This is a genomic window from Pseudomonas sp. NPDC089407 (genome assembly GCF_044900445.1).
Taxonomy (GTDB): domain Bacteria; phylum Pseudomonadota; class Gammaproteobacteria; order Pseudomonadales; family Pseudomonadaceae; genus Aquipseudomonas.
In genome coordinates this window covers 1-13,721 of sequence record NZ_JBJDNB010000063.1, presented here as the reverse complement: position 1 = coordinate 13,721, position 13,721 = coordinate 1, and the positions used below count along the sequence as shown (strand labels likewise).

The window sequence follows — 13,721 nt, the reverse complement described above, 5'->3', positions numbered from 1 at the left end:
TCGGCCAGTGTCTGCAGGGCCTGTTCCAGGGCCGGCTGGCCACGCCAGTCATGCTCGCTGAACGGCAGCTCGACGGCCTTGCGTACCACCTGCACGGCATGCTCCAGCTCGCCCTGCAAAAGGAAACCCGTACGCAGGATAGCGTGGGCGTCGAAAGTTGCCTGCCAGGCCTGCGTGAAACGAGGTACATCCAGACCCTGCACGTCCACGCGCAGCTGGTTGATGTAATTGCCAGCCTGTTGGTCAAACAACGTGTGGAAGAGCATGCCTTGCTGCATCGGAGCCAACGGGTAGACATCAGCGATCTCGGCGGCAGCCAGCGGCAGGCTATCCAGCTGCACCTGGGTCAGGGCGACCAGCGGGAAATCCGAAGGTGTAACACCATGATGCTCCGGGTTACAGCAATGAGTAATCACAGCCTTGAGTTCCTGGGCGAATTCATCGGCCAGACTTTGAACCGTCGACTCCTCGAACACTTCACGGCTGAAGGTCCAGCTCAGCTTCAGTTCGCCAGCATAAACCTGGCCATTGATGGACAGCAGGCTACTCAGCGGCGTGTTTCCATCCTGGCTTTCACCGGATCGCTCGATTGCCGGAACGAGGAACGCACCCTCATCTGCAAAACTGCCATCGAACTGCCCGAGGTAGTTGAAGACGATATCTCCCTGAGGCAACAGCGCCAACTCCCGCTGCTGCTCTTTCCCCCCCAGGTAACGGAGCACGCCATAGCCAACGCCTTTGTCTGGTACAGCCCTGAGTTGCTCCTTGACAGCCTTGATCGAGGCAGCCATGTGCGTGGAGGGTATCAACTTTACCGGGTAGATGCTGGTGAACCACCCTACCGTTCGAGTGACATCAATGTCGTCGAACAAGTCTTCGCGCCCATGCCCTTCCAGGCGGATGAACACCTCAGGCTGCCCGATCCAGCGGGCGACAACCCGGGCCAATGCAGTCAGTAACAAGTCGTTGATATGCGTACGGTAAGCCGCAGGGGCCTCCTGCAACAGCTGACGGGTATATGCCGGGTCGAGTTGGGTCGCCACCGAAGTGGCATATTTGACTAAATTGCGGCCCTCGGCATGATCCACCGGCAATGGGGCGCTTCGGGCACCCTGCAAGCTGGCTTGCCAATAAGCCATTTCACGTTGCAGCTGCGCACTGCCCGCATAAGCATGCAGGCGCTGCGACCAGGCCTTGAAGGCGCTTGTCTTGGCTGGCAGGTTAACCGGCTGCCCAACGTTGGCTGCCTGGTAAGCTTGCTGCAAGTCTTCCAGCAGTACTCGCCAGGACACACCATCCACCACAAGGTGATGGATGGCTATCAACAGCCGTTGGCTGGCGTCGGGCAACGTCACCAGCAACACCCGCAACACCGGCCCATGCTCCAGGCTCAAACTACCCTGCACCTCGTTGGCGAGCGCATGAAGCTGGTCGGCACTTTCAAGAGAGCGTTGCCAAAGGACCGCTTGCGCCTGCTGGAGGGCAAAGTGTGCCGACCATTCACCTTCGATGCACTCAAAGCGCAACCGTAATGCGTCGTGATGATCGAGCAAGGCTTGTACGGCAGTGGTAAGGGAGGCGATATCCAACGGTATGTGCGCACGCAACAGCACCGACTGGTTCCAGTGGTGCCGCACGGGTATATCCACCTCAAAGAAACGCCGTTGAACCGGTGTCAATGGCATGCTACCGCTAACCGGCCCCTGGTCGATGACCAGACCTGTCGAACGCCGGGCCACCACAGACAGCGCCTGAACGGTCTGATGCTCGAACAACTCTTTGGGTGTGAACTGCACGCCTGCCAGGCGGGCACGGCTGACGACCTGAAGCGAGATGATCGAATCCCCGCCCAGCTCGAAGAAATTGTCTGTCAGCCCTACTTTCTCGAGCTTCAAGACATCCGCCCAGATCGCAGCCAGCTGTTTCTCCAGTTGCGACTCCGGTGCCACGTAATGTGCCTGCAGCAGACTGGCGTCGGGCTGCGGCAGTGCCTTGCGGTCCAGTTTGCCATTTGGAGAAAGCGGCAATTGCTGCAAAAACACCAAGTGCGTTGGGACCATGTAGTCGGGCAGGCGCGTTTTGAGCATGCTCCGAAGTGCATCACGCAGCTCTGCCAAATGCCCGTCATCGATTACTGGCGCAGCCGCGCTGGCAGGCACTACATAGCCAACCAATTGATGGCCCTGCATGCCAGGTTGCGCCACCACCACGGCGTGGCGAACACTTGACTGCTCCTGCAAGCACGCCTCGATTTCACCGAGCTCGATCCGGAAACCGCGAATCTTCACCTGATGGTCGATCCGGCCGACATACTCCACTGCGCCATCGACACGATAACGAGCCAGATCACCGGTACGATAAAGCCGCTCACCGCCGTGCTGCGCGAAGGGGTCGGGAACGAACCGCTCGGCGCTGAGCTGCGCCTTGCGATGGTAGCCACGCGCTAGCGCCTTGCCCCCGATATAAAGCTCACCGCAGACACCCACAGGTACAGGCTGCAGCCCGGCGTCAAGAATCAGAATGCGCGTATCAGGAAGCGCAGTGCCGATCTCGACTTCACCATTTCTCGCGCTCAAAGCCTGGCTGTGAGTCGCATTGATGGTTGCCTCCACCGGCCCGTAGCGGTTGTATATCTGCACATGCGGCAGCCGCTCAATGGCTCTGTTCAGCAAGTCACTGGACAACGCCTCTCCGCCGGAGAACAGGCGCTTCAGGCTGTGACACTGAGCCAGCCCCTCAGCCTCGAGGAAGCTTCTGAGCATGGAAGGAATGAAGTGCAGGGTGGTCACACCATGGGTACGAATCAACTCGATCAACAAGGCAGGATCACGTTGGTCACCCTGACGGGACAACAGCAACCTGGCACCACTGGTCAACGGCCACAGCAGCTCCCACACCGATACATCGAAGCTGAACGAGGTCTTCTGCAGCACCACATCGTCTTCGCAAAGCGCATAAGCTGCTTGCATCCACAACAAGCGAGAGCAAAGTGCCTGCTGATCGATACCAGCACCTTTCGGCCTGCCCGTCGACCCGGAGGTGTAGATCATGTAGGCAAGACTGCCCGGTTCGGTCACGTTCGGCAGATTGCCGGGCATCTCAGCCATGCCCAGCGCGCACTGGTCGACCAATACGCATTTAACCTGATCAGGCACCGGGAGTTTCGCCTGGCAGGCCTGGTTGGTCAGCAGCAGATGCACGCCGCTGTCTTCAAACATATAGGTCAGGCGGTCACGCGGATATTCCGGGTCCATCGGCACATAGGCGCCCCCAGCCTTGAGAATCGCCAGCAAGCCCACGACCAGATCCAGGCTCCGCTCCATCGCGATACCCACCAGCACATCAGGCCCAACGCCCAGCGCACGTAACGCATGAGCCAGCGTATTGGCCCGGTCGTTCAACCCCTGATAAGTGAGCGATTCATCGGCAAAGCGCACGGCTTGTGCTTGTGGCGTGCGGGCCACCTGCGCCTCGATCATGGCAATGACATTGAGCCCGTCCGTCGCAGTTGGCTGGCAACGGTTCCATTGCTCGACTACCTGATGCTGCTCCTGTTCATCGAGCAACGGCAACTCACTTAACGCCCTGGTCGCATCCTCGGCCAACCCATGCAGCACATTGCGCAAGTGCCTGGCAATGCCTTGAATGGCACGTTCACTCCACAACGCCCGATCATGGGTGTAACGAATGGAAAGTACGTTGCCAAGCCCGACTGCCACGCTCAACGGGTAGTTGGTTTGTTCGACATTGTCTACCTCACCAAACCGAAGGCCGCTGGGCGCCCCCTGCTGCAGTGCTTCGGAAACGGGATAATTCTCGAACACAAGGATGTTGTCGAACAGCGCTTCCCCCCCAGCGCCGGCCCATCGCTGGATCTCATAAAGCGGCGTGTGCTCCAGCTCGCGCATGGCCAGGTTGTTTGCCTGGACCTGGTTGATCCATTGCCCTACCGTCTGTTCGCTGCGCGGCGAGCCAACAACTGGCAAGGTGTTGATGAACAATCCGATCTGCTCTTCGACGCCTGGCAGGTCAGCCGGGCGCCCGGCCACCGTGGCACCAAAACAAACCGTGTCCTGGCCTGTATAGCGTTGCAGCACGAGCATCCAGGCCGATTGCACCAAAGTATTCACTGTCACCCGATTGGCCCGGGCGAACGCTTCGATTCGAGCGGTCTGCTCCCGGTCAAAAATGTCATGCAACGCAGCATGGCCTGATGATTCACCCTCTGCGGGTAAACGCACTGCCTGAGCCAGGCGCGTAGGCTGTTGCAGGTTGACCAGTTGGCCTTTCCAGAAAGCTTCGGCAACATCGCCATTCTGGCGTTGCAGCCAGCCGATGTAATCGCGGTAATGCGTGGCACCGCTAGCCTGCCAATGGCCGGTGTAACGCTGAAGCACCTCACCCAGCAGGCGCGAAGTACTCCAGCCATCCATCAGGATATGATGATGGGTATAGATGAAGTGGTACTGGTCGGCGCCGGTACGCACCAGCACTAGCCGCAACAACGGCGCTGCATCCAGGTTGAAGCCTCGCTGCCGCTCCGCCTCGGCCAATCCGTTTAGCGCTTGTTCGAGTGCTGGCTGCCCACGCCAGTCAAGCGCCTCGAAAGGTAGCGCAACGCTACGGCACACTACCTGTACCGCCTGGTCAAGATCGCCCTGCCAGACAAAGCCGGTGCGCAGAATATCGTGCGCCTGCAAGGCAGCCTGCCAAGCTTGCTTGAACGGCTCGACCTGCAGGCCTTCCACATCTACGCGCAGCTGGTTGATATAGTTACCGGCACTTTGCTCATAAAGCGTATGGAACAACATGCCCTGCTGCATCGGCGACAAGGGGTAGATATCAACCACCTCGGCGGCGTCGATCGGCAAGCTGTCCAGTTGCGCCTGGCTGAGTACAGCCAGCGGGAAGTCGGAAGGGGTTATGCCATGATGCCTTGCATCACAGCAGTGGCTGATAAGCTGCTTGAGCTCCTGAACGTATTCCTGCGCCAGGCGCTGTACGGTCGACTCGTCGAACAACTCCCGGCTGAACGTCCAGCCCATTTTCAGTTCGCCAGCGTAAACCTGGCCATTGAGTGCCAATAGGCTCCCCAGCTCGGCCGCTTCGCTTTGATTCGCCCCACCATACTCCTTGGCAGGTCGGAACAAGGCATTTTCATCGGCGAAACTGCCATCGAATTGCCCCAGGTAGTTGAAGACGATTTCACCCTTGGGCAACTCTGCAAGGATGCTCTGGCTTTCATCGCTTCCCATGTAGCGCAGCAGGCCATAACCAATGCCCTTGTCAGGCACACTGCGCAACTGCTCCTTGATGGTCTTGATCGTACTGTCGAGTTGCGGCTGCACGTTCAGTTTCACCGGGTAGATACTGGTGAACCACCCCACGGTCCGGGTAAGGTCGATCTGCTCGAACACATCTTCCCGGCCATGCCCCTCAAGCCGCACCAGCACCTGTGAACGCCCAGTCCAGCGCGAAATGACACGGGCAAGTGCCGTCAACAGCAAGTCGTTGATCTGCGTGCGATAGGCTGCAGGCGCCTCATGCAGAAGCTTATGAGTCCATTGCGCATCCAGCTGTGAGCTGGCGTAAGCAGCCGCTTCTTGGCGATTGCTGCCCTGCGGATAGTCAACGGGCAAAGCATCGTCTGCATCTTGCAGGTGATCCTGCCAATAGGCCAGTTCATGCGCCAGCTCAGCACCCTTACCATAGCGTTGCAGCTGCTCGGCCCACGCTTTGAAGGAACTGGTTTTGGCTGGCAGGGTGACAGGCTGGCCTGCTGCAAGCAGCTGGTATGCCCCTTGCAGATCTTCGAGTAGCACACGCCATGACACACCATCCACCACCAGATGATGGACAACCAGCAACAATCGTTGGGCGCCGTCGGCAACCCTGACGAGCACCGCTCTCAATAACGGACCGCCGAGGGTAAAGCTAGCCTGAGCTTCGTCAGCCAGGCGTGAAAGTGCCTCAAAGTCGTCGACTGAGCGATCCCACAGAACACTCTGGGTATCCACGTCATGGAAGGTGCCTTGCCATTGCCCTGCGACCTGATCAAAACCCAGGCGCAAGGCATCATGATGCTGCAATACGCAGCGCAACGCTGCCCCCATCAGCGTGGCGTCGATCTGTTCACTCGGTACCAACAAGACAGACTGATTGAAGTGATGCGGCCGGGCAATCGCCTGATCGAAGAACCAGTGCTGGACCGGTGTGAGTGGCATGGAGCCCGTCACAACGCCCTGATCAATGATCAGACTGTCTGCAAGCCGGGCGACCGACGCCAAACCTTGCACTGTCTGGTACTGGAACAACTGCTTGGGCGTGAATTGGACACCCACCTGCCGAGCCCGACTGACCACCTGCAGGGAAATGATCGAATCACCGCCCAGCTCGAAGAAGTTATCGGTGATACCCACTTTTTCCAGCTTCAGCACACTGGCCCATACCGCTGCAATATCACGCTCCAGGTCCGAACGAGGCTCCACGTGGCTGGCCTGAAAATGGCTGACATCAGGCTGCGGTAGCGCCTTGCGATCCAGCTTGCCGTTAGGGGTCAACGGCAGTTGGGCGAGGAACAGCAACTGCGCAGGCACCATGTACTCGGGCAGGCTTTGCTTGAGCCGGGAACGCAATGCATCCCGAAGTGCCGCTTGTTGCGCGGGCGCGTCAATCACCGTTTCATCAGCAGGTACGACATAACCCACCAGTTGCTTGCCGGCTGGAGCATCCTGGGCCAGCAGGACCGCTTCGCGCACGGCCTCATGAGCCTGTAGCCGCGCCTCGATCTCACCCAGTTCGATACGGAAACCGCGAATTTTCACCTGATGGTCGATACGCCCGGCATATTCGATCAAACCATCAAGCTGATAACGGGCCAGGTCGCCGGTGCGGTACATCCGGCCGCCCCCCTGCTCGTCGAACGGGTCAGGAATGAAGCGCTCGGCAGTCAGCCCAGGGCGCCCCAGGTAGCCGCGCGCCAACCCAGCACCGGCCATGTAGAGTTCACCGTTTACCCCCACCGGCACTGGCACGACAGCATCACTGAGCAGATAAACCGAGCTATTGGCAATCGGTCGACCGATATTGGCTCTGCCATTGGCCGAGCGCAGCGTGAAGGTAGAATACGTGGTGTCTTCAGAAGGGCCGTATAGGTCATAAACCTGCTTGACATGCCCGGTAGCGTACAGGTCGTCGACCAGCGACTGCTTCAAGGCTTCCCCGGCCAGGTTGATGGTGCGCACGGTAGCCGGCAAGCCTCCGGTCTCATGCAGCATCTTGATCGCTGACGGAACCGTATTGACCAGACGCACGCGTTCTTTGGCCGCCAGATAAGGCAACTCCAAGGCGTTGGCCGCAAGCACCACATAGCCGCCGGCCGACAACGTGACAAACAACTCCCACACCGACAGGTCGAAGCAAATCGACGTGGACGCCAGCACACCACACAAGTCCTGCTGACTGTAGACACCCTGGGCCCAGCCGATCAGCGCAGTAACGTTGCGGTGCTCGATCAGCACGCCCTTGGGTTTGCCTGTGGAGCCCGAGGTATAGATGCTGTACGCCAGGTTGCCCGGCTGCGTGATGCAAGCTGGATCCGTTATGGGGTATGACGCCAAGGACAGTTGGTCGAGCAACAAGGTATTGGCATGAAACGCCTTGGGAATACGCGCAAGCAGGTGCGACTGGGACAACAGCAATATCGACCGGCTGTCCTCAAGCATGTATTCGATGCGATCCTGCGGATATTCCGGGTCAAGCGGCACGTAGGCGCCGCCGGCCTTGAGAATGGCCAACAGGCCAATGACCATGTCCGGGGTACGCTCCACAGCGATACCCACCAACACATCCGGCCCTACGCCCTGCTCCCGAAGCCTGTGGGCCAGCTGGTTGGCGCGCTCGTTCAACTGTGCATAGCTCAGCGCCTGCTCGGCGAAATACACTGCCGGTGCCTCAGGTGTTTGCCTGGCCTGCGCCTCGAACAACTGGTGCATGCATTGATCGGCACGATAATCTGCCTGTGTGCTGTTCCAGACATGAAGAACACGCTGCAGTTCTTGACCGTCAAGCATCGACAGGTGCGCCACAGGCTGGTCCGGTTGGGCCACGATGCTGACGAGCAGGTTCACCCAGTGTGCAGCCATCCGCTCGATAGTGGCCGCGTCGAACAGGTCAGTTGCGTAAGTCAAGGCCGCGCTGATGCCAGACTCATGGTCAAAGGTGTCCAGTGCCAGGTCGAATTTGGCAACATCACTGCCCCAAGCCAGCTCTTCCATCACCACACCGGGAAGGCTCCGGGCCCTAGCTTCCCGGGTCTGCGACTGGTGGTTGTACATGACCTGGAACAGTGGGCTCAGGCTCAAGCTACGCTCTGGCTGCAAGGCCTCGACCAGTTGCTCGAACGGCAGGTCCTGATGCGTCTGGGCCCCCAGGGCACGCTTTCTGACCTGCTCAAGCAGCTCGGTAAAGGTAATGTTCAGTTCAAACTCGGCACGCAGCACTTGGGTGTTGACGAAAAAGCCCGCCAACCGCTCCGTTTCCACACGATTGCGGTTGGCGATGGGTACACCCACGCGAATATCCAACTGCCCCGAATAGCGATGCAGCAGCGTCTGAAAGCTGGCCAGCAGCAGCATGAAGGGTGTAACGCCTTGCTGCTGCGCTAAACGTTTGAGCGAAGCAGTCAGTTCGGCATTCAGGGGAATTTCCAGCCGCGCACCTTGCTGACCAGGGGCGGCGGGGCGAGGGCGGTCTGTCGGCAGCTCCAGTACTGGCTGCTGCTCACCCAATTGATCTCGCCAGTACTCAAGTTGCCGGTCCTTTTCACCGGCTTCCATCCAAGCCCGTTGCCAGATCGCGTAGTCGGCATACTGGATAGGCAGAGGCGGCAACTGAGCGTCATGCCCTTGGATGACACTTTCATACAATCGCAGCAGGTCTTCGACCATCACAGGCATGGACCATCCATCGGCGACGATATGGTGCAATGTAAGCACCAGCACCTGTTCCTGGGGGCCAAGTTGCAGCAGTTTGGCACGCAGCAGCGGCCCGTGCTGCAGATCGAAAGGTTGCCGAGCCTCAGCGTCCAGACATGCCTGCAAAACTTCCGGCGTATGAGGCGTCACCGCCTCCACCGCAAGCTCGAACTTCGGGTTTGCATGAACAACCTGTACTGCCTGCTCATCTTCCAGGATGAATGTGGTGCGCAGGATTTCATGACGGGCGATCAGCGCCTCGAAACTGTGTTGCAACGCGGCGATGTCCAGCTTGCCGCTGAATTTCAACGCCGCCGGGATGTTGTACGCCGAACTTTGCGGCTCCAGTTGCCAAAGAAACCACTGTCGCTGCTGAGCATAGGAAAGCGGCACACCTTTGGCGCGCTCGCGCGTTTGCGGAATGGGCAACTGGGCCAGGCTCATGCCCTTTGATGCAAGTTTCTCCAGAAAAAGCTTACGCTGTGCCGAAGGCAGTCCGATGAAGCGCTGTACAAGGTCCATGTTTCTGTTATCTGATTGCATCTCAAACTGCCTCAAGCTCGCTCATGAAGTCCTGAAGGTCATCCAGGTCAGCATCGGTATTGGTATTCAAGCCATTGATCATGGCTGCATAGGTCTGCAGGTCTGCGGCCTGGAACAACAGGCCGAGCGGCAAATGAGTGCCCAACGCCAGTTGCAGGCGCGCCATCACCTGAGTGGCTAACAACGAGTGGCCACCCAATTCAAAGAAGTTGTCGTTCAGGCCGACCCTGTCCAGCTTCAGGACGTCGGCCCAGATCGCCGCGATCTGGCGCTCCAGTGCGCTTTGCGGGGCCACATATTCGCTCTGTAGCAGGCTGGCATCCGGCTGAGGCAAGGCCTTGCGGTCCAGCTTGCCGTTGCCGGTCAGGGGCAACTCGGCAAGGAACAGCAAGTGGGCTGGAATCATATAGTCCGGCAGGCTGGCCTTGAGCCCTTTACGCAGCGTTTCGCGCACTGCCATTTGTGTTTCAGGCTTATTTACCACTGCACGGTCGGCGGGCACCACGTAGCCCACCAACTGCTTGCCGTCCGGACCGTCCTGGGGCAGCACCACAGCTTGCCGCACGCTGTCCTGTTCAAGTAAGCGCGCCTCGATCTCGCCCAGTTCGATACGGAAACCTCGAATCTTCACCTGATGATCGATCCGCCCCAGATACTCGATTACGCCTTCACCCGTATAACGAGCCAGGTCGCCCGAGCGGTAAAGCCGCCCGCCCTGCTCGTCGAAGGGGTTTGGCACAAAACGCTCGGCGGTCAACGCCGGGCGCCCGTGATAGCCGCGGGCCAGGCCATCCTGGCCAATCATGAGTTCACCGTGACTGCCCGGCACGATCGGGTTCAGAGCACCATCCAGCAGATACCAGCAAAGATCGGAAATCACCTCGCCAATCGGGCTGCTGCCGACCTTTTTCAGGTCATCCTGGCCGATCGGTCGATAGGTCACATGCACCGTGGTCTCGGTGATGCCGTACATGTTGATCAGCCGCGGCGGGCAATCGCCGAACACCTCGAACCATGGCTTGAGGCTGCCCACATCCAGCGCCTCACCACCAAACATCACATGCCGCAACGCCAGATGCTGGCCGGCCTGCATCGCTTCACAGGCAACCGGAATAAGTTGCTTGAACGCCGAAGGGGTCTGGTTCAGTACCGTGACCTGCTCGTCCACTAGCAAGGCATAGAAGTCCTGCGGGGAGCGCGCCACCTCTTTCGGTACGATGACTGCTTTCCCGCCATACAGCAGGGCGCCATACATCTCCCACACAGAGAAGTCGAAGGCGTAGGAATGAAACACCGTCCACACATCGCTGGCATCGAAACCGAACCAGTCCTGCGTCGCCGCGAACAGGCGCACCACGTTATGGTGCGTCAGCAACGCGCCTTTGGGCTTTCCAGTCGAACCTGAGGTGTAGATCACGTAGGCCAGGTTGTGCGGTGATACCGTCACATCGGGGTTTGCTTCGCTGTAATCGGCCAGGGTTTCGTCGTCCAGTAGCAGGTACTGCACACCCGGTGAGGCAGGCAACACGTCACGCAAATGGGCTTGAGTCAGCAGCAAGGCAATGCCACTGTCCTCGAACAGATAGGCAAGGCGATCCTGCGGGGACTCAGGATCCAGAGGCACATAGGCACCGCCTGCCTTGAGGATGCCCAGCAGGCCGACCACCATCTCCAGGCTGCGCTCCACAGAGAGCCCAACCAGCACGTCAGGGCCCACACCCGACTCGCGCAGTCGGTGCGCCAATTGGTTGGCCCGGCGGTTCAGTTCAGCGTAGCTAAGCGTCTGACCACCACAGCTCAGGGCGGTGGCATCCGGCGACCGTTCGGCCTGGGCTTCGATCAACTGGTGCAACGCATGCGCGCTGGGGAAGCTTGCCTGGGTGCGATTCCAGTTCTGTAAGACCTGTGCGCGCTCGTGCTCGGCCATCAACGGCAAGTCGACCACTCGCTGCTCCGGCTGGCGTACGATGCCGCTAAGCAGATTCAACCAGTGCCGGGCCATGCTTTCGATGGTCGAGGCGTCAAACAAGTCGGTGGCGTAGGTCAATGCCGCGCCAATACCCTGCTCATGCTCGAAGGTATCCAGAGTCAGGTCGAACTTGGCCGTGTGGCTGTCCCAGGCCAGTTCCTCCATTTCCAGACCCGGCAGGCGGTTGCGTACGCCCTTGGCCTGGCTCTGGTGGTTGTACATCACCTGGAACAGCGGACTGTGGCCAAGGTTACGCTCGACCTGCAATGCCTCGACCAGCTGTTCGAACGGCAAGTCCTGATGGGCCTGCGCCCCCAAGGCACGCTGCCTGACCTGCTCCAGCAGCTCACTGAACGTCATCTGCAGGTCAAACTCGGCACGCAACACCTGGGTATTGACGAAGAAACCAATCAGGCGCTCGGTCTCGACCCGGTTGCGATTGGCGACTGGCACACCCACGCGGATGTCCGCTTGCCCGCTATAGCGGTGAAGCAGTACCTGGAAACTGGCCAGCAACAGCATGAATGGCGTCACGCCCTGCTGCTGAGCCAATTGCTTGAGCGCCCCCGCCAGGTCGTTGCCCAGCGCCACCGTGACCCGCGCGCCTTGATAGCTGCTTACCGCAGGCCGCGGGCGGTCGGCGGGCAGTTCCAGCACAGGCTGCTCGTCTCCCAGTTGCGCTGTCCAGTAGGCCAGCTGCTTTTCCTGCTCACCGGCCTCCATCCAGTTGCGCTGCCAGATGGTATAGTCGGCGTACTGCACCGGCAGCGCCGGCAGGTCCACGGCCAGCCCCTGGCTATGGCCGTGATAGAGCTGCACCAGTTCGCTGACCATGACTGGCATCGACCAACCATCGGAGACAATGTGATGCAGGGTCAGCACCAGAACATGCTCGTCTGCTGCCAGGCGCAGCAGGCGCACCCGCAACAGGGGGCCGTGCTGCAGGTCGAACGGCACGTGCGCTTCGGCCTCGACACGCTGGCGCAATTGGCTGTCGTCAGCCCGCTCCAGCGCCTCGATGGCCAGTTCGAACGGGATGTGCGGGTGGATCACTTGAACGGCCCGCTCACCTTCCAGCTGGAAGGTGGTACGCAACGTTTCGTGGCGTTCGATCAGGGCCTCGAAACTGCGCTGCAGGGCCTGGGTATCCAGTTGCCCCTTGAAGCGCAAGACCGATGAGAGGTTGTACGCGCTGCTCACCTGACCTAGCTGGGACAGGATCCACAGGCGCTGCTGGGCGTAGGAAAGCAGCGTCGGCTCTACAGGGTCCCGCGGGAAGATCGGCGTAACCCCATACAGGTTCACGCCTTGTTTCTTGAGCAAGGCCGCCAACGCCTTACGTTTTGGGGTGGACAGCGATACAACCGTATCGAGCAGCTCTTGCACAGGGAATCTCCTAAGAAATCAGCTCATCAATTTCCTCCGTAGATAGACGGTTGAGTGGTGGCATGGATTTAGCGGGAAATTCAGCGGCAACAGCGGGCCTGGTCGTCGCCGACGGCCTTGCCCAGCTGTAACAGCTTGCGCAATGGGTGCAGGAGCGGGCGCGCCCGCTTTCACAGGTTCGGCAATGCTCCAGCGGGGGATGCATTACCTGTGAGGCGGGCGGACAAAAGGGCTCAGGAAATCAGCTCGTCAAGCTCTTCGGCGCTCAGGCTCTCGAGCAGCGCCAGGGACTTGGCCAACTGGTCCTGGGTGCTGTCGACAACCGGTGTTATTTCTTCGAGTTGGCGACTGAAGTCGGCCAGGACCGGGGACTCGAAGAGTTCTTTCAGTTCCACCGTGATACCCGCTTGCTCCTGAATGCGTACGATCACTGAAGTGGCCAGCAAGGAATGCCCACCCAGCTGGAAGAAGTTATCACTCAAACCAACCCGCTCCAGCTTCAGCACATCGGCCCAGATCGTCGCAATTTGCTGCTCCAGTTCGCTTTGCGGGGCGATGTATTCGCCCTGCAACTGGCTGGCATCCGGTTGTGGCAAGGCCTTGCGGTCCAGCTTGCCGTTCGGCGTCACCGGTAGCTTGTCGAGCAGCAGCAGGTGCGCCGGTACCATGTAGTCCGGCAGGCCGGCCTTCAGCGCTTCGCGCAGGCTGTCGCGCAAGGCGTTCTGCTCTTGCGTGCTGTCGGCAGGTACCACGTAACCCACCAGTTGTTTGCCGCTCGGCCCGTCCTGGGCCAGCACCACCGCTTCCTGCACGCTCGGCAGTTCAAGCAGGCGTGCTTCGATCTCGCC

Annotated in this window: 3 protein-coding genes; all 3 read right to left on the bottom strand. The window is 59.7% G+C overall.

From position 1 onward, the window contains the following. A partial coding sequence (locus ACI2KG_RS28785; protein WP_404664224.1) for an amino acid adenylation domain-containing protein occupies positions 1-9,518 on the bottom strand: 9,518 nt, incomplete at its 3' end. Position 9,519: 1 nt separating this feature from the next. Next, positions 9,520-12,873, bottom strand: coding sequence for an amino acid adenylation domain-containing protein (locus tag ACI2KG_RS28780; RefSeq protein ID WP_404664223.1), 3,354 nt, complete (start codon positions 12,871-12,873; stop codon positions 9,520-9,522). Between the two features lie 233 nt (positions 12,874-13,106). Next, the coding region (locus tag ACI2KG_RS28775; RefSeq protein ID WP_404664222.1) for a phosphopantetheine-binding protein at positions 13,107-13,721 on the bottom strand (615 nt) is incomplete at its 5' end.